This window comes from Streptomyces zaomyceticus (genome assembly GCF_014656215.1).
GTDB classification, from domain to species: domain Bacteria; phylum Actinomycetota; class Actinomycetes; order Streptomycetales; family Streptomycetaceae; genus Streptomyces; species Streptomyces zaomyceticus.
This window is the reverse complement of the sequence record NZ_BNBZ01000005.1, coordinates 121,097-140,954: the sequence shown is the minus strand read 5'-3', so window position 1 is coordinate 140,954 and position 19,858 is coordinate 121,097. Positions and strand designations below refer to the sequence as shown.

General features: G+C 73.1%; 21 protein-coding genes and 1 tRNA gene. 11 read left to right on the top strand and 11 right to left on the bottom strand.

Annotated features, from left to right (window positions below; genetic code table 11):
- The first annotated feature begins 141 nt into the window (after window positions 1-141).
- Both IE311_RS09510 and IE311_RS09505 read left to right on the top strand, forming a co-directional pair.
- Window positions 142-1,584, top strand: a complete 1,443-nt coding sequence (locus IE311_RS09510) for a sensor histidine kinase (protein ID WP_189831286.1) — start codon at window positions 142-144, stop codon at window positions 1,582-1,584.
- Window positions 1,581-2,075, top strand: coding sequence for a GerMN domain-containing protein (locus tag IE311_RS09505; RefSeq protein WP_189831147.1), 495 nt, complete (start codon window positions 1,581-1,583; stop codon window positions 2,073-2,075). Before IE311_RS09510 ends, IE311_RS09505 begins: the two co-directional genes overlap by 4 nt.
- A gap of 22 nt (window positions 2,076-2,097) precedes the next feature.
- Here the strand turns inward: IE311_RS09505 and IE311_RS09500 are convergent, their stop codons facing one another.
- The gene (locus IE311_RS09500; protein ID WP_189831146.1) at window positions 2,098-2,448 is read right to left on the bottom strand and encodes a helix-turn-helix transcriptional regulator; all 351 of its coding nucleotides are present in this window, start codon (window positions 2,446-2,448) and stop codon (window positions 2,098-2,100) included.
- Window positions 2,449-2,582: 134 nt separating this feature from the next.
- Between IE311_RS09500 and IE311_RS09495 the strand changes: the two genes are divergently transcribed.
- Window positions 2,583-3,047, top strand: a complete 465-nt coding sequence (locus tag IE311_RS09495; RefSeq protein ID WP_189831145.1) for an STAS domain-containing protein — start codon at window positions 2,583-2,585, stop codon at window positions 3,045-3,047.
- On the opposite strand, the gene IE311_RS09490 is transcribed toward IE311_RS09495, so the two are convergent.
- Window positions 3,041-3,466, bottom strand: coding sequence for an ATP-binding protein (locus IE311_RS09490; protein ID WP_229901814.1), 426 nt, complete (start codon window positions 3,464-3,466; stop codon window positions 3,041-3,043). The genes IE311_RS09495 and IE311_RS09490 overlap by 7 nt on opposite strands.
- 199 nt (window positions 3,467-3,665) lie before the next feature.
- On the opposite strand from IE311_RS09490, the gene IE311_RS09485 reads away from it, so the two are divergent.
- A complete protein-coding gene (locus tag IE311_RS09485; protein WP_189831144.1) occupies window positions 3,666-4,577 on the top strand; it encodes a SigB/SigF/SigG family RNA polymerase sigma factor in 912 nt (303 codons plus the stop codon).
- A gap of 48 nt (window positions 4,578-4,625) precedes the next feature.
- Here IE311_RS09485 and IE311_RS09480 read toward each other — a convergent pair whose 3' ends face one another.
- A complete protein-coding gene (locus IE311_RS09480; protein ID WP_189831143.1) occupies window positions 4,626-5,201 on the bottom strand; it encodes an ATP-binding protein in 576 nt (191 codons plus the stop codon).
- Between the two features lie 73 nt (window positions 5,202-5,274).
- A complete protein-coding gene (locus tag IE311_RS09475; RefSeq protein ID WP_189831142.1) occupies window positions 5,275-5,667 on the bottom strand; it encodes an STAS domain-containing protein in 393 nt (130 codons plus the stop codon).
- Window positions 5,668-5,904: 237 nt separating this feature from the next.
- Between IE311_RS09475 and IE311_RS09470 the strand changes: the two genes are divergently transcribed.
- Complete coding sequence (locus IE311_RS09470) at window positions 5,905-6,519, top strand: DUF6328 family protein (RefSeq protein WP_189831141.1); 615 nt, start codon at window positions 5,905-5,907, stop codon at window positions 6,517-6,519.
- 102 nt (window positions 6,520-6,621) lie between these two features.
- Here the strand turns inward: IE311_RS09470 and IE311_RS09465 are convergent, their stop codons facing one another.
- Window positions 6,622-8,040: an amidase gene (locus tag IE311_RS09465; protein ID WP_189831140.1), complete on the bottom strand. Its 1,419-nt coding sequence runs from the start codon at window positions 8,038-8,040 to the stop codon at window positions 6,622-6,624.
- Window positions 8,041-8,465: 425 nt separating this feature from the next.
- Here IE311_RS09465 and rox point away from each other — a divergent pair, with 425 nt between their 5' ends.
- Both rox and IE311_RS09455 read left to right on the top strand, forming a co-directional pair.
- Window positions 8,466-9,920, top strand: a complete 1,455-nt coding sequence (rox, locus tag IE311_RS09460) for a rifampin monooxygenase (RefSeq protein ID WP_189831139.1) — start codon at window positions 8,466-8,468, stop codon at window positions 9,918-9,920.
- A gap of 70 nt (window positions 9,921-9,990) precedes the next feature.
- The gene (locus IE311_RS09455; protein ID WP_189831138.1) at window positions 9,991-10,689 is read left to right on the top strand and encodes a 4'-phosphopantetheinyl transferase family protein; all 699 of its coding nucleotides are present in this window, start codon (window positions 9,991-9,993) and stop codon (window positions 10,687-10,689) included.
- On the opposite strand, the gene IE311_RS09450 is transcribed toward IE311_RS09455, so the two are convergent.
- Genes IE311_RS09450 through IE311_RS09430 form a run of 5 tightly spaced genes read right to left on the bottom strand, consistent with a single transcriptional unit; the run spans window position 10,675 to window position 15,528 of the window.
- Window positions 10,675-11,352 (bottom strand): HAD family hydrolase, encoded by a 678-nt coding sequence (locus IE311_RS09450; RefSeq protein ID WP_268257175.1) that lies wholly within the window; start codon window positions 11,350-11,352, stop codon window positions 10,675-10,677. The two genes, IE311_RS09455 and IE311_RS09450, sit on opposite strands and share 15 nt — an antisense overlap.
- Window positions 11,349-12,440 carry an ABC transporter ATP-binding protein gene (locus IE311_RS09445; protein WP_189831137.1) on the bottom strand — a complete coding sequence of 364 codons (1,092 nt, stop codon included), beginning with the start codon at window positions 12,438-12,440 and terminating at the stop codon, window positions 11,349-11,351. Before IE311_RS09445 ends, IE311_RS09450 begins: the two co-directional genes overlap by 4 nt.
- Before the next feature lie 3 nt (window positions 12,441-12,443).
- Window positions 12,444-13,382 carry an ABC transporter permease gene (locus IE311_RS09440; RefSeq protein ID WP_189831136.1) on the bottom strand — a complete coding sequence of 313 codons (939 nt, stop codon included), beginning with the start codon at window positions 13,380-13,382 and terminating at the stop codon, window positions 12,444-12,446.
- Window positions 13,370-14,377: an ABC transporter permease gene (locus IE311_RS09435; RefSeq protein WP_189831135.1), complete on the bottom strand. Its 1,008-nt coding sequence runs from the start codon at window positions 14,375-14,377 to the stop codon at window positions 13,370-13,372. Before IE311_RS09435 ends, IE311_RS09440 begins: the two co-directional genes overlap by 13 nt.
- A complete protein-coding gene (locus IE311_RS09430; protein WP_229901813.1) occupies window positions 14,377-15,528 on the bottom strand; it encodes an ABC transporter substrate-binding protein in 1,152 nt (383 codons plus the stop codon). Before IE311_RS09430 ends, IE311_RS09435 begins: the two co-directional genes overlap by 1 nt.
- A gap of 264 nt (window positions 15,529-15,792) precedes the next feature.
- Here IE311_RS09430 and IE311_RS09425 point away from each other — a divergent pair, with 264 nt between their 5' ends.
- A complete protein-coding gene (locus tag IE311_RS09425; RefSeq protein WP_189831134.1) occupies window positions 15,793-16,542 on the top strand; it encodes a GntR family transcriptional regulator in 750 nt (249 codons plus the stop codon).
- A 68-nt stretch (window positions 16,543-16,610) separates the two neighbouring features.
- Here the strand turns inward: IE311_RS09425 and IE311_RS09420 are convergent.
- A tRNA-Leu gene (locus IE311_RS09420) sits at window positions 16,611-16,695 on the bottom strand.
- A 257-nt stretch (window positions 16,696-16,952) separates the two neighbouring features.
- Here IE311_RS09420 and IE311_RS09415 point away from each other — a divergent pair.
- From IE311_RS09415 to IE311_RS09405, 3 genes are read left to right on the top strand one after another with little or no spacing between them, the layout of a single operon-like run.
- Window positions 16,953-17,801, top strand: a complete 849-nt coding sequence (locus IE311_RS09415) for a DUF998 domain-containing protein (protein ID WP_189831133.1) — start codon at window positions 16,953-16,955, stop codon at window positions 17,799-17,801.
- Window positions 17,802-17,808: 7 nt separating this feature from the next.
- A complete protein-coding gene (locus IE311_RS09410; protein ID WP_189831132.1) occupies window positions 17,809-19,125 on the top strand; it encodes a sensor histidine kinase in 1,317 nt (438 codons plus the stop codon).
- Complete coding sequence (locus IE311_RS09405; RefSeq protein WP_189831131.1) at window positions 19,122-19,814, top strand: response regulator transcription factor; 693 nt, start codon at window positions 19,122-19,124, stop codon at window positions 19,812-19,814. Before IE311_RS09410 ends, IE311_RS09405 begins: the two co-directional genes overlap by 4 nt.
- Window positions 19,815-19,858: the final 44 nt, after the last annotated feature.

Here is a 19,858-nt window from a genome sequence, read left to right as displayed (position 1 = left end):
GGCGGGAAGGGCGCCGGGCACGAGGGAACCGACTCCTCACGTGCGGGGACGGACGCCCGGGAGGCGTCCCGCGCCGACGCCACCGGCACGGCCGGGCGGGGCGCCGTCCCCGGACGGCGCTCGCGGCGGCTCGTCGGCGGGCTGCGGACCCGGCTGGTCGTGACGTTCGTCGTCGTCGCGCTCATCAGCGCGGTGACCGCGACCGCGCTCGCCTACCGGGACGCGCGCACCGCGGTCCTCCGGCGCACCCAGGACGCCGCGGTGAACGACGTACGGACACGGGTCACCGCGGTCGCCGCCGACTTCGACCTGCCGCCCGACCAGCGCTCGCTCTCGCGCTTCGCGGCGAAGGTGTCGGACGGCCTCGGCGCCAGGATCGTGGTCGCCCGCCACCAGGATCTGGTGGCGGTCTCCGACTCGCTCGCCGACACGGAGGCCCGGATCACCGCCGAGCTGCGGGCCGCCGTTCGGGCCGGGGACGGGGCCCGGTTCCAGCGGGTGATGTGGCGGGGCGAGCCGTATCTGGTGGTCGGCATGCCGGTGACGTACGCGGACGGGGACCGCCGCTCCTCCGGTCTCGAGGTCTTCGTCATCACCGACCTTCGGGCCGAACGCGACGACACGGCAGCGCTGTTGGACTCGGTTCGGGCGGGCGTCGTACCGGTGGTGGTGCTGGCCGCCGTCCTGGCGCTGCTCGCCGCCGGGACGGTCCTGCGCCCCGTACGGAAGCTGGGGCGGGCCACTCGCGGGCTCGCGGCCGGTGATCTCGGCAGCCGGGTCGCGGTGCGGGGGCACGACGAACTCGCCGATCTGGCACGGACGTTCAACGAGACGGCGGACGCCCTGCAGGCCTCCGACGCACGCCTGCGCGAGCAGGAGGCGAAGGCCAGGCGCTTCGTGGCGGACGTGTCGCACGAACTGCGCACCCCGCTCGCGGCGATGACGATGGTCGCGACGGTCCTGGAGGAGGACGCCGACCAGCTGCCGCCCGACGCCGCGCGGGCGGCGCGCACGGTGGGCGCGGAGACGGCCCGGCTCTCCCGGCTCGTCGAGGACCTGATGGAGATCTCCCGCTTCGACGCGAACGCGGTACGGCTGAATCCGGCGGAGACGGACCTGGCCGAAGCGGTACGGGCGTCCCTGGCGCTGCGCGGCTGGGCGGACCGGGTGGAGACCCGGCTCGACGAGGGCGTACGGGCCGAGGTCGACCGCCGTCGCGTCGATGTGATCGTCGCGAACCTGGTCGGCAACGCGCTGCGCCACGGAGCCCCGCCCGTCGTCGTGACCCTCGGTACGGCTGTCGCGGCGGACGGGACGTGGGTGACGGTGGAGGTCGCCGACCACGGCCCCGGGCTGCCGCCGGAGGCCCGGGAGCGGGTCTTCGACCGCTTCTACAAGGCGGACGCGGCACGTACGAGGAGCGCGGCCGACACCGAGGGGCAGGGCAGCGGCCTCGGCACGGCGATCGCGCTGGAGAACGCGCGGCTGCACGGCGGCACCATCGAGGTCGGCGAGGGGCCGGAGGGCGGAGCGGTGTTCACCCTGCGGCTGCCGCTTCGGCGTACGGGAGAGGAGACACGGTGAGGGTACGGAGGTGCGCACCGGCGTCCGTTCTCGGGATCGTCCTGGTCGGGTGCGGCGTGCAGCCGACGGGGGTGATAGGCGCGGGTGAACCGGCGACCGGGCTGACGCGCGGGGCCCGGCTGTACTTCGCGTCCGACAGCGGACTGCGGGGTGTGCCGGTGCTCGACAGGAAGGTCGAGAGCCTCGCCGCGGTCGTGAAGCTGCTCGCCGCCGGCCCGCCGCCCGCGGAGCGGCGCGACGGCCTCACCAACCTCGTCGAGCTCGGCGGCTACACGGTGACGGGCCGGGGCACACGGGTCACGGTGCGCCTGGAGGACCCCTACGCCGCGACGGGCCGCGACCAGGGCACGGGGCAGCTGGTGTGCACGCTGGCCCGCGCCCAGTCCGTGCTCGACCCGAAGGTCAGGGCCGACGACGTCGAGGTCGTCCTGCGGCAGCCGGAGGGCCCCGAGCTGGGCCCCTACCGGTGCGCCGAGTTCCTCGACGGCTGACGCGCGCGCCGGCGGCAGGGTGTCACGACGCGCCCACGCCGTCGTTCGCCGCGGCGCGGGACACGGAGCCACCGTCGCCGGGTGCGGCCATGAAGAGGTCGAGCAGGCCGGTGATCTCGTGGTCGCCTTCCAGTGGATGCCGGAAGCGCATGCCCGAGGCCAGGTGGTAGCGATTGCGCCGCCCTTCGCGCGCGTGCGTGAGATAACCGGCGGCTTCCAGATCGGCCACGATGGCCTGCACCGTCCGCTCGGTCACCACACACGCGGTGGCGACATCACGCAGGCGGACACCGGGATCCCGGGCGATCACCACCAGCACTCGGGCGTGATTCGTCAGGAAAGTCCACTGACGATCGCCTGAATTGTCACCCATGCATCCATTATGTGATGGTTTCCTCGCGAGACTCAAGACCTGAAATCAGTTTCATGTAATTCTTGACGTGTTATGGGATGAAAGAGGACCATAGATACGGATAGGCCAGGTTTGGCTGGCCGCGGGAGGCCACCATGCAGCCCTTCTCGGAGCACTCCCTCCGGACTCACAGCGCCGGCCCCGGGCCCCATCCGGCCGCGCCCGGCCCGCACCCCTCGATGACCGTGGAGGTCACACCGGGCGGCACCGTCGTCGTCAGCGGTGAGATCGACAGCACCACCGCCTCCGAGCTGCAGCGGACCCTGCGGCTCGCGCTCCTCGCACACCCCGCGGGTGTCACGCTCGACCTGTCCGCAGCCACCTTCTGCGACTGCGCCGGTCTGCGCGCCGTCCTCGCCGCCCGGCACCAGCACCTCGACGGCGACCGGCCCACCCTCACCCTGGGACCCGTGAGCCCCCGGGTGAAACGACTGCTCGAACTCACCGGCACCTGGGTACTCCTCGGAGCACCGGAGACGGAACGAGGCCGGTCGGGGAGGACCGGGCGGAGCCGGTCCTCGGAGACGGGCCCGAGCCGGGAGACGGGACCGAGTCAGTGAAGCGGCAGCCATACCTCGATGATCTTCCCTCCCTCGGGCGGCAGACTCAGCCTGATCTCCAGCGCGAGGAGCCTGATCAGGGGCCAGCCGAAGCCGCCCTCCGCAAGGCCGTCGGCGCGCCCCCTCCCCCGCACGTCCCTGCGGTGCGGCAGCTCGGCGCTCGCGTCCGCCACGGTGATCGTCACCGTGCCCCGGCCGAGGTCCACGCCGAAGCCGGTGAGGCCGCCCCCGTGCCGCAGCGCGTTCGTCACCAGCTCGGACGTCACGAGCAGCGCGTCCCCGAAGGCGGTGCCGGACGGCGAACCGCCGGGACCCGCCCCGGCCGCCTCCAAGGCACGCGCCACCCGGGCCCGAGCCTCGGACGCGTCGCGCGGGACAAGGATCGGGGGCTTCTCCAGCCTGCGATGTGCTGCAGTCACGGTTCTTCCCACCCTGTCTGGGCGCGTTCCGCCCTGTCCGGGCTCGTCCCACCCGTTCTCTTTCTTGTCGCTCCCCCAGCCCCTGCCCCGACGAAGCATTCGCATTCCCCCCTTTTCCTCCTCCACCTCCGGCACCCGCGCGGCCCGTGGGACACACCGGTGGGTACGAGGCCGGAGGGGCCCCTGTCGAGGAGCCTTCATGTCGAACCACCTCCCCACCGCCCATGACGCCGTTGCCGACCCCCGGGATCCGGAGCGGCCGGCCGGCCTCCCGGAGATCGAGGACCCTCTGGCGGTGAGCACCTCGGACGCCCGCGCACTCTCGACGCCCCTGTTCGAGCGGTTGCGGTCGCTGGAGGAGGGCACGGCCTCCTACTCGTACGTGCGCAACACCCTGGTCGAGCTGAACCTCAGCCTGGTCAAGTACGCGGCGGCCCGGTTCCGCCGTTCGGGCGAGTCCTGGGAGGACATCGTCCAGGTCGGCACCGTGGGCCTCATCAAGGCGATCAACCGGTTCGACCCCGACCGCGGGAACGAGTTCATGTCCTTCGCCCTGCCCACCGTGCTCGGCGAGATACGGCGGCATCTGCGCGACACCGGCTGGAGTGTGCACGTGCCGCGCAGGCTGCAGGAGCTGCGCCTCGACCTGGCGAAGGCGAGCGACGCCCTCGAACAGGACCTGGGCCGCCCTCCGACACCCGCGGAGCTCTGCGACCGCCTCCACATCACCGAGGCGGAACTGTGCGAGGGCCGGCTCGCCGCGAACGGATTCACCAGCCGCTCGCTCGACGTCCCCATGGACGAAGACAACGACGGACCGGGCATGATCGCGCGCCGGCTGGGGACCGACGACGACGCCTTCGAGAAGGTCGAGAACCTGGCAGCGCTCAAGCCGCTCGTCACCGCTCTGTCCGGACGCGACCGGACGATCCTGTCGCTGCGCTTCGGCGAGGAGCTGACCCAGGCGGAGATAGGCGAGCGGCTCGGCCTCTCGCAGATGCACGTCTCCCGTCTCCTCGGCCGCATCCTGGGCGGACTGCGTACGGCCCTCATGACGGACGAGCCACCGCCGGACGCCCCTGCGCCGCCGGCGACCCCGGCAGCCCGGTAGCCCGGGCGCCGAAGCCGGCGGCGCGCGCACGGCCCGGGGGCGCCGACGTCACGGGCCCGGGGCGCCGCCTCCGGGTCCGGGAGCATCCCCGGGAATCGCGCCCGAGGCACCGTCGAACCCGTGCCGTGCCTTCGGCGCGAGGGTCCGCCGAGCCTCCGGGACCGGTGCCGCCAGCTCCATCCAGACGGATTTGCCCGATTCCGTGACGACCGCTCCCCATGCCCGCGCGAGCCGGTCGATCACGATCAGTCCGTTGCCGCCGGGCTGCCCGGGCGCGCCCCGTGGCCGGAAGGCCGGCACACGGCTGCTCCGGTCGCTCACCTCGATCCTCAGGTCCCCCGCCGCACCCGTTTCCGGCACACGGGTGGGGACGAGGCGGATCACCAGCTCCGTCGGGCCGCCGGCGTGGATGCAGGCGTTGGTCACCGCTTCCGACACCACCAGGAGCACGTCCTCGATCGCGAACTCCCGCTCCTCCGCCGTGAGCCCCGAGCCCTCCGCACCCGGCCAGGCCCAGTCGGCGATCGCCACCCTGCAGAAGTCACGGCAGCGGGCGACCACCGAATCGCCGCTCCGCAGGCCGAGCCGACGGATCTGGCCCCTCGACCTGACCGGTTCGCTCATCCCCTCCGCCACCGCGCCCACCTCCGCCGTTCCCACCGCCGTCGCCCCCGGCTCCGTGTGCTCCGTGTCTCGCTCACGGCTGCTCCCCCTCGACCAGATCCGCGGGCAGCTCGTCGTACACCGTGAACATGGCCACGACTCCCGTGATGCCGAACACCCGGTCCACCGGCGGACGCAGCGCGGCCAGCTCCAGCCCGCTCCCCGCCTCCAGCGCGTCCATGCGCGCGGTCAGCAGCAGATTGAGCCCGGTCGAGTCGCAGAACGTCAGCCCTCCGCAGTCCACCACGATGCGCTCGGGGCGCCGATCCAGGGCTTCGTCCAGCGCCACGCGCAGCGGCTCCTGGGTGTCGCGGTCGAGCTCCCCCGCCACCGTGACGACGGCCGTGGCGCCGCTCCGGCGGACCGAGGCGGTGAGGCGCGGGCCGACGAGCCCGGCATCACCCGTACCCGTCACATCCCTTGGCATTCGGCTCTCTCCGGTTCCCTTCGGCGCAGAATTCCGGGCTGGGGCCGACGATACGCCGAGGACTCCGGGCACTGCGAGCCGACGCCCCGGGCCGCCGGAGAGGGCCGGGCGGACGCCTTACGGTCTCGTGCGATGGCACGAAGAGCCGCCGGGGTACGGATGCGAGCGGGCAGGCCGGGCAGACGCCGCACACGGCCTCCGTTTCGTGCGGGCCCCCGGGACCGGAAGGTGAGTCGGATGACTGACGGCGAAGCCGGGCGGGGGCGTGAGAGCGCGGGGGGACGGGAGAACACGGTGGGAATCCACGAGACCGGAGAAGGCGGGCACGAGACCCGCCAAGGGGCCCACCCGGACGGGCAGGAGGGGCACGAGAACAGGCGGGGCCGACAGGAGACCGCGGACGAACGCGCCGACCGCCAGTGGCAGGACCTCATGCAGGAGATCCGGGTGGTCCAGACGGGTGTCCAGATCCTCCTCGGATTCCTGCTGACCGTCGTCTTCACCCCCCGGTTCGAAAGTCTCGGTTCGACCGACAAGGGGATCTACATCCTGACGGTGGTCCTCGGCTCGCTGGCCACCGGCGCGCTGATCGCGCCGGTCCCCTTCCACCGCATCGTCGCGGGGCGGCGGATCAAACCCCAGGCGGTCACCTGGGCGTCCCGGCTGACCTTCCTCGGGATCGTGCTCCTGCTCGCCACCCTCACCAGCGCGCTCTTCCTCATCCTGCGGGTGGCCACGGACAACTCGATCGTGCCCTGGATCGTCGCCGGGGTCGCCGCCTGGTACCTGCTGTGCTGGTTCGCGCTGCCGCTGTGGTCCCGGTACCGGTACACCGCGCGACGGAAGGAGTGAGCCTCCGGCGAGCGCGGCGGCCGGCGCTCGCAGGATGAACAAGGCGCGGCTGCCGCGCGCCCTCGGCGGCGACAGCTGACGGAACGCCCGGCCTCCCGGAGGTCAGACGTCCTGGATGCGGCGGAAGGGGCGGTCCGCCTCCAGCGCGAACGCGACGTCGAGGAGTGTCCGTTCGCTGCCGGGGCGGCCGGAGAACATGACGCCGATGGGCAGGCCGTCCTCCGTCGCGCTCGCGGCGGGCACCGAGATCGACGGGGTCCCGACGACGTTGTTGACCGGTGTGAACGCGACGTACGCGAGGATCCGCTCGATCAGCGTCGTGTACGGCACGGTCGGGCCGAGGTGACCGATCTCGGGCGTGGTGTGCGCCAGTACGGGTGTGAGGACGAGGTCGAGGCCGCGGAAGGCCGCCGCGTACGCCTCCTTCGTACGCTTCAGCCTCCGCAGTACGCCGGGCGTGCGCCGCCAGTTCTTCAGGTACTCCTCGCGCAGGCCCCGGCTGAGGCCGTCCATCCGGCGCCGGTCGAAGTCCGCGCCGAAGCTCCGGCCGGTGACGCCGATGAGAAAGGACAGCAGACCCCAGTAGGTGAGGAAGTCCTCGGTGAAGCGGGGGTCGAGGGCCAGCTCCACCGGCTCCACGGTGTGACCGAGCCGTTCGAGGGTCGCCACGGTCTCCGTGACGGCGGCCCGGGTGGCGGCGTCGGCGGGGACACCGTTGGGCGAGTCGAGCAGGAACCCGATGCGCAGGCGCCGGTCCGAGGGGCCTTCGACGAGGCCGAGGGGCGGCAGCTTCGGGTTGCGCCAGTGGGTCTCGGCGGCGGCGAGGAAGGCGGCGGTGTCCCGTACCGAACGGCTCACGATGCCGTCGGAGACGATGTCGAGGGGCAGTTGCCGGCTCTGGGCGTTGGTCACGACGCGGCCGCGGGTCGGCTTGAGACCGACGAGTCCGCAGCAGGCGGCGGGGATGCGGATCGAGCCCCCGCCGTCGTTGGCGTGGGCGATCGGCACCGCTCCGGCGGCGACGAGCGCCGCGCTGCCGCCGGACGAACCACCTGCCGAGTAGCCGGTGTTCCACGGGTTGCGGACCGGTTCGGCGGTCTCGTACTCCGTGGTGGGGCTGAAGCCGAACTCGGGCAGCCGGGTCTTGCCGAGCACGGTGACGCCGCTGCTGAGGAGCTGCCGGGCGAACGGGGCGTGGCGCCGGGCGGTCCTCGGGGTGAAGGCGGCGCTGCCGTGTCCCGTGGGCAGGCCCAGGTAGTCGGTGTTGTCCTTGACGAAGGTCGGCACCCCGGCGAAGGCTCCGCCGCCGGAACCGGCGGCGGGCGCGGGGGCGTCGATGTGCACCTGGACCGCGTGCAGCCGCTTCTGGACCGCGCGTACCCGCTCGGCCGCGTCCCGGGCGACCTCGGCCGCGCCGACCTCGCCGCTCCGGATCGCCGCGGCGAGCCCGACGGCGTCGTGGTCCCCCAGCGCGTCGTCCCGGAAGGCGTGCACCGTGGCCCGTTCCTCGAAAGTCGTCACCGCTACCTCAGCCCCCGGCCGTGTGGATGGTTGGCCGCCAGCATGCCCTACCAACGGGTAACACGCGAGGGGTGGGCGCGAGCCGGGAGGGGCCGAGGGGGCCGAGAGCGGCCATGAAGGCGAGGGGGCCGGGAGAGCGAAGGTGCCGAGAGGGCGAGAGGGCCGAGAGGGCCGAGAGGGCCGGGGTCTTCGAGAAACACGCCCGGAAAGCACGAAAGGCAAGAAGGTCGTCGACCTCTTGCCACTCTCAAGATATAGCGCACCGGGGGCCTTGCGGCAAGGCCCCCGTACTGGGGCAGACTCTTCATCCGTTGCCGGTGACCTGCGGAAATCAGTGATGCAGGCGGCGCCCGCAGCCCTTGGGGCGCGGGATTCCGCCGCCGGGTGACCGGCCGGACGCGACTTTGGGAAACGGGGCGGTTTTCATGATCGACGTGATCGTTGTCGGCAGCGGTCCGACCGGCTTGATGCTGGCGGGCGAACTGCGGCTGCACGGCGTGCGCGTGCTCGTACTGGACAAGGAGACGGAGCCGACCCTTCAGTCCCGCGCACAGGGGCTGCACGTACGCAGCATCGAGGTGATGGCCCAGCGCGGTCTGCTGGAGCGCTTCCTCCCGCTCGGGAAGCAGATCGCGGTCGGCGGCTTCTTCGCCGGCCTCGCCAAGGAGTGGCCCGCCGGGCTGGACACCGCGCATTCGTACGTCCTCGGCATCCCCCAGGCAGTCACCGAGCGCCTGCTGGCCGAGCACGCCATCGAGGTCGGCGCGGAGATCCGGCGTGGCCGCGAGGTGGTCGGACTGAGTCAGGACGACGACGGCGTGACCGTCGAACTCGCCGACGGCGAGCGGTTGCGCTCGCGCTACCTCGTCGGTTGCGACGGCGGCCGCAGCACGGTGCGCAGGCAGCTCGGCGTCGACTTCCCCGGGGAGCCCTCCAGGGTCGAGACGCTGCTCGGCGAGATGGAGCTGACCGCGTCCCCCGAGGAGCTGGCCTCCGTGGTGGCCGAGGTCCGCAAGACCCAGCTGCGGTTCGGCGCCATGCCCCTGGGTGACGGGGCGTACCGCGTCATCGTGCCCGCCGAGGGAGTCGCCGAGGACCGTACCGCCGCGCCGACGCTCGACGAGTTCAAGGTGCAGCTGCGGGCCTTCGCCGGCACCGATTTCGGTGTGCACTCGCCGCGCTGGCTCTCCCGCTTCGGCGATGCCACGCGGCAGGCGGAGCGGTACCGGGTCGGCCGGGTGTTCCTGGCCGGCGACGCGGCGCACATCCACCCGCCGACCGGCGGCCAGGGGCTCAACCTCGGCATCCAGGACGCTTTCAACCTCGGCTGGAAGCTGGCCGCCGCGGTCGAGGGCTGGGCGCCGGAGGGACTGCTCGACTCCTATCACTCCGAGCGGCACCCCGTGGCCACCGACGTCCTGGACAACACCCGTGCGCAGATCCAGCTGATGTCGACCGAACCGGGGCCCCGGGCGGTGCGCAGGCTCCTGGCCGAGCTGGTGGAGTTCGAGAACGTCAACCGGTATCTGATCGAGAAGATCACGGCGATCTCCGTCCGCTACGACTTCGGCGACGGGCACGAACTGCTCGGCCGGCGCATGAAGGACGTCGGGCTCAAGGACGGCCGCCTCTACGAGCGGATGCACGAGGGCCGCGGCCTGCTGCTCGACCGGACCGGCCTGCTGTCGGTGGAGGGCTGGGAGGACCGGGTGGACCATGTCGTCGACAGCGGCGACGAACCGGACGTGCCCGCCGTACTGCTGCGTCCGGACGGCCACGTGGCCTGGGTCGGCGAGGACCAGCGGGAGCTGGTCGAGCACCTGCCCACCTGGTTCGGCGCCGCCGTCCCCCGAGTCCCGGAGGCACCGGCCGCCGGCTGAGCGTCGGGCGTGCCGCCCGCCCCTGCCGGCCGCGCGTCGGGCGCCAGGCGTCAGGCGTCAGAATGACGGCATGACCTTGGAGATCACCCCTGTACGGGAGTTGCGAGCCGGCGACCTGCCGGAACCGGCCGTCCCGCCCACCGCCGACGGGGCGGTCGCGCTCTGGCTGACGCGGGTGGCGGCGGATCCGACGGCGCACGAGCTCCTGGACGCCGAGGAACGGCGGCGGTGGAGGGCGCTGGTACGGGAAGAGGACCGGGCACGGTATCTCGCCGCGCACGGGTCCCTGCGGCGGCTGCTCGGGCACCGGCTGCGGATACCCGCGGACCGCGTCGAGTTCGTCAGGGAGGACTGCCCCCTCTGCGGCGGGCCGCACGGCCGGCCCGCCGTGCGGGGCGGCGGGGTCCACTTCTCGCTCTCCCACAGCGGGGACCTGGTGCTCATCGCTCTCGCCCCGGTGCCCGTGGGCGTGGACGTGGAGGCCCACCCCGAGGCCGGTGTGTCGGACCTCGTGGCGGACAGCCTCCACCCGCTGGAGCGGGACGAGTTCGCCCGGCTGCCCCCGGAGGTCCGGCCGGCCGCGTTCACCCGGTGCTGGGTGCGGAAGGAGGCGTATCTGAAGGGTACGGGCGAGGGGCTGGCCGGCGGGCTCGAGCGGACGTACCTCGGTCTGGGCCCGGAGCCGGCCGCCGTGCCGGGCTGGACGCTGACCGACGTACGGGTCGCGCCGTCCTTCGCGGCGGCCGTGGCCACGTCAGACGGGGCCTGAGGCGGTCGCGCCGTCCGCGATCCAGCGGCGCAGGTCCGCGAGGGACACCTCCTCCAGGCTGTCCGCGAAGATCCGCCCCGGTCGCGCGGGCACGGGCAGCAGGGAGGGCACGACCAGAACGGTGCACCCCGCGGCGTCGGCGGACGCGGCTCCGTCGGGCGAGTCCTCGACGGCGACGCAGGCCGCGCCCCGTACCCCGAACCGCCGGGCGGCCTCGCGGTAGGGATCGGGGTGCGGCTTCGTCCGTACGGTGTCGTCGGCCGAGAGCGTGAAGGCGAACGGCACGTCCGCGAGCGCACCCCCGATCACCGAGTCGACGACCGACCGCGGGGACGCGCTGACCAGGGCGAACGGCATGCCTTCCGCTGCCAGTGCGGCGAGCAGCCGGCCCGCGCCGGGGCGCAGCGGAGCGCCTCGGTCGACGCGCTCCTGGAAGGCTGCGGTCAGGGCGGTGGCGACACCGTCCGCGTCCGCCGTGCCGGTGCGGCGTACGAGGTGTGCGGCGGTGTCCTCGACGGCGCGTCCGACGACCTCGGGTGCGTCGGCGGCCGTCAGACGGTGGCCGATCCGGGCGGCGACCTCCTCCGTCGCCGCCCACCAGAGGGTCTCGGTGTCGACGAGGGTGCCGTCCATGTCGAAGAGAACGGCCGCGAGTGCGCTCACCGCTCCGCCCTCGGCGCGACGAGCGCGGGGTGCGGGGCGAGGCCGAGGGTGACGCGCGTCCCCGGGACGAGTGCGGTCGCCTCCCGGGAGGGCAGGTCCGCCTTGACCCGCGTACCGGCGTGGTCGAGGTGGACGCGGGTGACGGAGCCGAGGAACGAGGTGGAGACCACGGTCGCGTCGCCGTCGGGGCTCTCGGTCACGGTGACCGTCTCGGGGCGGACCAGGACGTCGACCTCGCGGCCGGCCGGGGCCTCCCCGTCGACGGGCAGCCGGGTGCCGGCGACCTCGACGTGGCCGGAGTCCGTCAGATGGCCGGGGAGCCGGTTCATGGTGCCGACGAACTCGGCGACGAAGGCGGTCGCCGGGCGCCGGTAGAGCTCGGCCGGGGCCGCGCACTGCTCAAGCCTCCCGGCGTTGAGGACGGCGACGCGGTCCGCCATGGACAGCGCCTCCTCCTGGTCGTGGGTGACGAAGACCGTCGTGATGCCGAGGGAGAGCTGGAGACGCCGGATCTCCTCCCGCAGGCTGAGGCGGACCTTGGCGTCGAGCGCGGACAGCGGTTCGTCGAGGAGCAGGACGCGGGGGCGCAGGGCGAGCGCCCGGGCGAGTGCCACCCGCTGCTGCTGGCCGCCCGACATCTGGTGGGGGTAGCGGTCGCCGTGCCGGGGCAGGCCGACGAGGTCGAGGAGTTCGGCGGCCCGGGTGCGCCGCTCGGCGGCCTTGACCTTCCGTACGCGCAGGCCGAAGGCGACGTTGTCGGCGGCGGTGAGGTGGGGGAAGAGGCTGTACGACTGGAAGACCATGCCGGCGTCGCGCCGGTTGGCCGGGACCCGGGTGATGTCGGCACCGTCGACGAGGACGTCGCCCGCGTCGGGCCGCTCGAATCCGGCGAGGACGCGGAGCGCGGTGGTCTTCCCGCAGCCCGACGGCCCGAGCAGGGCGAGGAGTTCGCCCGGTTCGACGGTGAGGTCGAGTCCGTCGAGGGCGGTCGTGGCACCGAACGTACGGCGCAGGCCCCGGAATTCGACGCGTGCCCCGCCGGCCGCGACGGGCTTCGTCCGTTCCGCTGTTGCTGTGGACGAGGACATGGGTCAGGACTCCTTGGGCGAGGTGCGGGAGGTACGGGGGGCACGGGCGCCGCCGGGCGTGCTCGTCGGTGCCGTTCCGGCCCTGGACAGGGCGAGCAGCAGGAGCCAGGTGATGATCAGGCTGAGCAGGGAGACGGCCACCGACATCCGGGCGTGGGCCCCGGAGATGGAGACGATCCACACCGCGAAGGGCCGGAAGCCGAGCAGGGAGGCGATGGTGAACTCGCCGAGGACCAGGGCCAGGGTGAGGAACGCGGCGCCGGCGAGCGAGGACCGCAGATTGGGCAGGACGACGCGGAACATCACGTACGACCGGCTCGCCCCGCAGCTGCGCGCGGCCTCGACGAGGGTCGGGACATCGACGGCGCGCAGTCCGGCGTCGAGGGAGCGGTAGACGAACGGGAGCGCCATGACCGTGTACGCGAGGACCAGGACGACGGGGAAGCTCTCGTTCTGGACCGCGAGGAAGGTCTGGTAGAGCGGGGTCCTCGAGAGGTGCTCGGGGCCCCAGCGCAGAACGGTGCTGATGCCGGTGACCAGGGCGATCGGCGGCACCACCAGCGGCAGCATGCACATCACCTCGACGACCGGCCGCAGCCGGGGCGCCCCGAGCCGTACGGCCACGAGGGCGGGGACGGCGAGGAGCAGGGCGAGGGCGATGGTGGCGGCGGCGAGCCCGAGGGAGAGCGCCAGGCTCTCGGCGAAGCCGTCGGCCGAGAGGAGCGCGGTGTACGCCTCGAAGGAGACGCCCTGGCCGGGGGTGTGCACGGTGAAGACGAACGAGGCGACGAGCGGAACGAGGAAGTAGGCGCCGCCGAGGCCGAGGACGGCGCCGCGCCACAGGCGGGGCCGCCGCCTCGGCCCTACGGGTCGGGCCGCCGGCGCCGCGTCCGGGTCGGGCTTCGGGGCGGCCTCCCGGGCGGAGGGGGTCATCGCAGCCATCGGGCGCTCCTGCGCTGGAGGGGGAGGTAGACAGCCATGACGAGTCCGGCGATCAGGATCATGTCGAGCCCGAGGGCGAGGGCGACGTTCTCCTGGCCCACGAGGACGTTCCCGGAGAGGGCGTCCGCGATCTTGAGGGTGACCAGGGGGACGGAACCGCCGACGAGGGCCGCCGCGGTGGCGTGGGCGGCGAAGGCGCTGCCGAAGAGCAGCACGAACCCGCCGAGCAGGGACGGCGCGAGGACGGGGAGGGCGACATGACGCCAGTACCGCAGGCTGCCGGCGCCCGCGTTCTGCGCGGCTTCCCGCCACTGGGGGCGCAGTCCGTCGAGGGCGGGGAGGATCACCAGGACCATGAGCGGGACGAGGAAGTACAGGTAGACGACGGCGAGGCCGGTGAACGAGTACAGGTTCCAGCCGAGGCTCGTGAGATCGCCGAGCCGGGTGACGACGCCGGAGATGCCGAGGGTCGCGATGAACGCGAACGCGAGGGGGACGCCACCGAAGTTGGCGAGGACCCCGGAGGCGGTCAGTACGGCGTTGCGCAGGGCCTGGGAGCGGGAGGTGACGACGGCCTGGGCGATGAGGACGCCGAGGACCGAGGCGATGAGCGCGGTGACGGCGGAGAGCTGCACGCTGCCGACGAGCGATCCCAGGTAGGGGCCCTGGAGCGAGCGGCTCAGGTGCTCGCCGGTGAGGGCGGTGGCGCCGGTGTCGGGGTCGGTGCGGGTCACGGCGCCGTACAGGAGGGCGCCGAGCGGCAGCCCGAAGCACAGCCCGGTGAAGGCGATCAGCGGGAGCGCGGCGAGCCAGATGCGCGGTCCGCGCCGCCGGCGGCGGGTGCCGCCGGCGGCACGATCGAGGGGGGCGGTGTCCGCGAGGGGGACATCGTCCACGACGGGAACGGGCGTCCCGGCGGGGCCGGTTCCCTCGGTGGGGGCGGTTCCCTCGGTGGGGCCGGTTCCCTCGGTGGGGGTGGAGGAGGCGGAGGACATCAGGAGACGGCCTTGTCCCACTTCTCGGCGAGGGTGGCCTTGGCCGTGTCGAGCTCGGCGGAGGCCGGGAAGGCGGGGGTGCCGGCGACGGCGGGCAGCTTGGCGACGAAGGTCTTGTCGGCGGTGCCGTCGGCGGTCATGGCCGGGAGCAGCACGGGACGGGCGTACCCCTTGAGCCAGAGGTTCTGACCCTCGGTGCTGTAGAGGAACTCCATCCACAGACGGGCGGCCGCGGGGTGCGGGGCGTCCTTGTTGACGGCCTGCGAGTAGAACTGGGCGTACACACCGTCGGTGGGCACGGCGACCTGCCAGTCGACGCCCTTGTCCTTGAACTGGTCGGCGTAGCCGGCGTTGAGGTAGTCCCAGTCGATGCTGATCGGCGTCTCGCCCTTCTCGACCGTGGCCGGGGTGGACTCGACGGGGATGAAGTTGCCGCTCTTCCTGAGCTTGCCGAAGAAGTCGATGCCGGGCTGGATGTCGGCGAAGGAGCCCTTGTTGGCGAGGGCCGCCGCGTACACGCCGCCGAACGCCGAGCCGGACTTGGTCGGGTTGCCGTTGAGGGCCACCTTGCCCTTGTACTCGGGCTTGAGGAGGTCGGCGAAGGTCTTCGGGCAGTTCGGGACGCGCTTGGCGTCGCAGCCGATGGAGACGTAGCCGCCGTAGTCGTTGTACCAGCGCCCGGCCTCGTCCTTCTGGGCCGCCGGGATCTTGTCCCAGGCCTCGACCTTGTACGGGGCGAAGAGGCCCTCCTCGGCGCCGGAGCGGGCGAAGGCGATGCCCAGGTCGAGGACGTCGGGGGCGCGCTTCTGGCCCTTGCGGGACTTGACGGCGGCAATCTCGTCGGCGCTCGCGGCGTCCGGGTTCTCGCTCTCGACCTCGATGCCGTACTTCGTCTCGAAGGTCTTGATCAGTTCGCCGTAGTTGGCCCAGTCCGGCGGCAGGGCGATGACGTGGAGCGCGCCTTCCTTCTTCGCTGCCGCGACGAGGGCGTCCAGGCCTCCGAACTCCTTGGCCGACGCCGCGGTGACCGCCTTCGCGCCGCCGCCCTTGGCGCCGGCGTCGCCCTCGGGGGCGGCGCCACAGGCGGTGACGGTGGTCAGGGCGACGGCGCCGAGCAGGACGGCGGCACCGCGGACGGGGGTTCTGCGCACGGGTTTCTCCCAGGAGCGAGTGAGGAACTTGTCTGAACAAGACGCCCTTAGTTCGCCCGTACGTCCTGTCCGCGAGATGAACGGGGCATGACCGAATCCGGGCGCCTTCCGGAAGAGCCGGATGCGATGAACACCAGGTGAATCGCATGGAGTTGAACCCTCCCCGGGGACCTACGGACACTCTCCCGCCGGGTTAGGCTGATCCTCCGTACAGCACACGCTGTGACCGACTGCGCACAGCCACGCGCGAAGAAGGGGGATGCCGTGACGGCGCTCTACGTGGAGATCGCGGAGGGACTCCGCCGCTCGATCCTCAGCGGCGAGTACGCCGTCGGCGCCCGGCTGCCGTCCGAGAGCGACCTCGCCCTGCGCTGGTCCGCCTCCCGCGGCACGGTGCGGCAGGCCGTGGCCCTGCTCACCTCGGAAGGGCTCATCGGCTCGCGCCAGGGCGCCCGCCGGATCGTGCTCCGCAGGGAGCGCCGGCACAGTTTCGCCGAACTCCACAGCTTCGCGCAGTGGGCGCAGGCCATGGGCTACCGGGCGACGAGCCGTTTCCTCCACCGGGAGCGCCGCGGGGCCACCCCCGAGGAGGCCCGCCGCCTCGCCCTGCCGGAGGGCTCCGGGGTCCTGGACGTCCTGCGACTGCGACTCCTGGACGGCGAACCGGTGATGGTGGAGCGCACGGCGTACGCGGACTGGGCCGCCCCCACGGTCGAGGCCCTGCCGGTCGACTGCGCCTCGATCATGGACAGCATGGCGGCGGAGGCCGGAATCGTCGCCCACTACGGTGAACACCTCATCGACGCCGTCCCCGCGGGGAGCGACGACGCCCGCCTGCTCCGCGTCCGCCGCGGAAGCCCCCTGCTGCGCCAACGCCACCTCACCAGCAACCCCGACGGCCGCCCCATCGAATGGACGGACGACCGCTACCGGGCGGGCAGCGTCACCTTCAACGTGAGCAACTCGGTGGGCACGGCACCCCTGATCAGGGATCCGGGGGCGCTGCTGATGTGAGGCCGCGCGCGGAAACGACGACGTGGTGGCCGGGATCGCTCCCGACCACCACGTCGTCGAATACCTTGTGTCCGAGGGGGGACTTGAACCCCCACGCCCGATAAAGGGCACTAGCACCTCAAGCTAGCGCGTCTGCCATTCCGCCACCCGGACAGGGTGTGCGTCGCCCGGAGTGGTGATCACTCGCGGCGACAAGATGAATATATCAGGGGTCCGACCTGCAATTCACCTCCGTTTCCCGTGGTCAGCGGCTCGGTGGGCCGTGTCCGGGTCGGCGCGTCGCTGTCCCGTACGCCATCGGGTGTACGGCGTACTCGGCCGACGTACGACCGGGTGACTGCGCGTGGACGACGACGGGCCGTATGCCGTGTTCCTAGCGTTCCCCTCGTCACCACAACGAGGAGGAACCGATGACGAAGGCATCCCGGAACAGTCCGGCCGAGCTCGTGGACAACGGGCCCGGCCGGTTCGCCTCCCCGCGGGGAGGCGTCGCCCTGCGGAGAGCGGTCCTTCTCGCCCTCGCCGCCGGCTGCGCGGCCATGATCGCGACCGATGTCCTCAACCCACGGATCGATCCCGTAAGCGAGACCGTCAGCCGCTATGTCCACGGCACGGGCGGATGGCTGATCCCCCTGGCCCTGCTCTCCATCGGCTCGGCCTCGGCGGTCGTCGCCCGGTGGCTGCGAGGCCTTCCCGGCCGCCCCGCCGCCCGTCGCGCGGCCCGGGGCGCCCTGGCCGTCTGGGCGGGTGGGGTACTGGTGGCGGGGCTCTTCCCGGCGGACCCGCCCGGGCAGTGGGGACGTCCCTCGACCTCGGACCTGATCCACGGAGCCGCCGCGCTCCCCGCCTTCCTCGCGCTGCCGTTGGCCGCCACGGTGTCCCTGCGCGCCCTCACGACCGTGTGGCCGGCCGGCCGGCGGGCCCTCCTCGCCGTCACGGCGGCGTCGGCGGTCACGACGGTGACGCTCGCCGTGTTCCTGGCCGACGTGATGAGCGGCGGGCCGTCCCTGGGTCTCGGCGGCGCTCCGACGCTCGTCGGACTGGTCGAGCGGCTGGCCATCACCGCCGACGTCGCCTGGGTCGCGCTCGCCGCGGTCGCGGTCTCCCGCGATCGACGGGACGCCGGGCGACGGAACCGTGGTGGGCGGAACAGTGGTCGGAGGAACAATGGCCCGCAGATCGGTGGTCGGTCGTACGACGGTCGGTCGTACGACGGCGATGCCCTTGCCCGTATCCCCTCCGGTGACCGTCGTGCATGATCACCGCATGACGGCCGATCCGATGACGACCACCACGCCACCCGGCCGCCCGCACACGGCCGTTCACGCGCCGTCGGCCCGTGTCACGGGGGCCGACGGGGCCGTGTCCGCGGTGACGGTGATCGCCGTGTGCGCGGGCACGGCGCTGCTCGACGGCCGGCTCGATCCCGGCGGCGCCCTGCCGCTCGCCCTCCAACTGGGCCTGCTCCTCCTGGTACGCCGCCGGTGGCCGATCGCCGTGCTGCTGCTCGGCGTACAGGCCGTGATCGTCTTCCGGAGCGCGGGGCTCACCGACGTCGGCTGGGTGTGGCCCGTCACCGCGGCCTACTTCACCCTGGCGGCCACCGACCGGCCCGGGCCGCCCGGCCGTCCGGGACTGCCGTGGGCGCTCGGCATCGGCCTCGTCCAGCTGGGCTTCGCCGCCGCCTGGGAGGCGTCCACGGGCGCGGCCCCCCGGACGGTGCTCGCGTCCACGGGGGCCGAGGCCCTGTGGCTCGCGCTGGTCCTCGCCGTCGCCGCCGCCCACCGCGACCGGCGCCGCTGGCGCGCCGAGGTCGACGCGGGCCTGCTCCGCGCCGCCAGGGAACAGGAAACCGAGGCCCGTCGACGGATCGCCGAGGCCCGGCTCCAGATCGCGCGGGAGCTGCACGACGTGGTGGCGCACACCCTGACCGTGGTGGGAGTGCAGTTGCGGGTGGCGGGCGAGGCCCTCGACGACTCGCCGGACGAGGCCCGCGCCGCCCTCGCGACGGCGCAACGGGTGCGGAAGGACGCGGTGAACGATCTGCGCTCGCTCATCGACGTCCTGCGCGATCCGGACGACGGTTCCGGCGACGGGGTCGGCGGCGGAAGCGGCGGCGGGATCGGCGACCGCCGGGGCAGTGTCCCCGCCACGCGGCCTCCCGCCCGGCTGGCCCCGCAGGCCGGCCTCGACGACCTGGAGGCCCTCGTCGACCGCATGCGGTCGACGGGCCTGGACGTCCGTCTGGAGACCTCGGGCGAACTGTCCCGCGCCCCTGCGCCCGCCTCGCTGGCCGCGTACCGGGTGGTGCAGGAGTCCCTCACCAACACGGTCCGCCACGCGGGTGCCACCCGGGCCACCGTGCGCGTCCTCCTCACCGGTGGAACGCTGCACGTCCACGTCGTCGACGACGGCACCGGCGACGCCGGCCCACAGGCGGACCAGGAGGGCGGCGGTCACGGGGTGCGGGGTATGCGCGAGCGCGTCCGCGCGCTCGGCGGCACCTTCGAAGCGGGGCCCGGCCGTCCGCGGGGCGGATACGCCGTACGGGCCGAGCTTCCTGTGCCAGGCTTCCGGCCATGACGATCAAGGTGCTCCTCGCCGACGACCAGGCCCTGGTACGGGCCGGCTTCCGCAGCCTGCTCGGCCGGGCACGTGACATCACGGTCGTGGGCGAGGCGAGCACGGGGGACGAGGCGGTTCGACAGGTCCGGGCCCTGCGGCCCGACGTGGTGCTCATGGACATCCGCATGCCCGGGGGCGACGGCCTGACCGCCACCCGGCACATTTCGGAGGACCGCGAGCTGAGCGGGTGCCGGGTGATCGTGCTCACCACGTTCGAGACGGACGAGTACGTCTTCGAGGCGCTGCGCGCCGGGGCCAGCGGCTTCCTCACCAAGGAGACCGAGCCCGACGAGCTGCGTCAGGCCGTCAGGGCCGTCGCCGCGGGTGACGCCCTGCTGGCGCCGAGCGTCACCCGCCGGGTGATCGAGCGGTTCGCCCACCGTGCGGCTCCCGCGCCCGTCGACGCCCCTCGGCGGCTGGAGGCGCTGACCTCGCGCGAGCGCGACGTGGTCCGGCTGATCGCCACCGGCCTGTCCAACGAGCAGGTCGCGGAGAAGCTGGTCATCAGTCCTTTGACCGCCAAGACCCACGTCACACGCTCGCTCGGCAAACTCGGCGTCCGGGACCGCGTCCAGCTCGTCATCCTCGCGTACGAGACCGGCCTCGTCCGCGCGGGCGGGGTGGACAGGGAAGGCCCGGAGTTCTGAACACCCCCGCCCCGGCACCTGGGGGACGGTCCACCCGGGCGACT

Excerpts from the sequence above, each read along its gene's own strand:
- IE311_RS09500 (WP_189831146.1), bottom strand. The coding sequence starts at position 2,448 with ATGGGTGACAATTCAGGCGATCGTCAGTGGACTTTCCTGACGAATCAC.
- IE311_RS09495 (WP_189831145.1), top strand. The coding sequence starts at position 2,583 with ATGCAGCCCTTCTCGGAGCACTCCCTCCGGACTCACAGCGCCGGCCCC.
- IE311_RS09485 (WP_189831144.1), top strand. The coding sequence starts at position 3,666 with ATGTCGAACCACCTCCCCACCGCCCATGACGCCGTTGCCGACCCCCGG.
- IE311_RS09480 (WP_189831143.1), bottom strand. The coding sequence starts at position 5,201 with ATGAGCGAACCGGTCAGGTCGAGGGGCCAGATCCGTCGGCTCGGCCTG.
- IE311_RS09475 (WP_189831142.1), bottom strand. The coding sequence starts at position 5,667 with ATGCCAAGGGATGTGACGGGTACGGGTGATGCCGGGCTCGTCGGCCCG.
- IE311_RS09470 (WP_189831141.1), top strand. The coding sequence starts at position 5,905 with ATGACTGACGGCGAAGCCGGGCGGGGGCGTGAGAGCGCGGGGGGACGG.
- rox (WP_189831139.1), top strand. The coding sequence starts at position 8,466 with ATGATCGACGTGATCGTTGTCGGCAGCGGTCCGACCGGCTTGATGCTG.
- IE311_RS09455 (WP_189831138.1), top strand. The coding sequence starts at position 9,991 with ATGACCTTGGAGATCACCCCTGTACGGGAGTTGCGAGCCGGCGACCTG.
- IE311_RS09445 (WP_189831137.1), bottom strand. The coding sequence starts at position 12,440 with ATGTCCTCGTCCACAGCAACAGCGGAACGGACGAAGCCCGTCGCGGCC.
- IE311_RS09440 (WP_189831136.1), bottom strand. The coding sequence starts at position 13,382 with ATGGCTGCGATGACCCCCTCCGCCCGGGAGGCCGCCCCGAAGCCCGAC.
- IE311_RS09435 (WP_189831135.1), bottom strand. The coding sequence starts at position 14,377 with ATGTCCTCCGCCTCCTCCACCCCCACCGAGGGAACCGGCCCCACCGAG.
- IE311_RS09415 (WP_189831133.1), top strand. The coding sequence starts at position 16,953 with ATGACGAAGGCATCCCGGAACAGTCCGGCCGAGCTCGTGGACAACGGG.
- IE311_RS09410 (WP_189831132.1), top strand. The coding sequence starts at position 17,809 with ATGACGGCCGATCCGATGACGACCACCACGCCACCCGGCCGCCCGCAC.
- IE311_RS09405 (WP_189831131.1), top strand. The coding sequence starts at position 19,122 with ATGACGATCAAGGTGCTCCTCGCCGACGACCAGGCCCTGGTACGGGCC.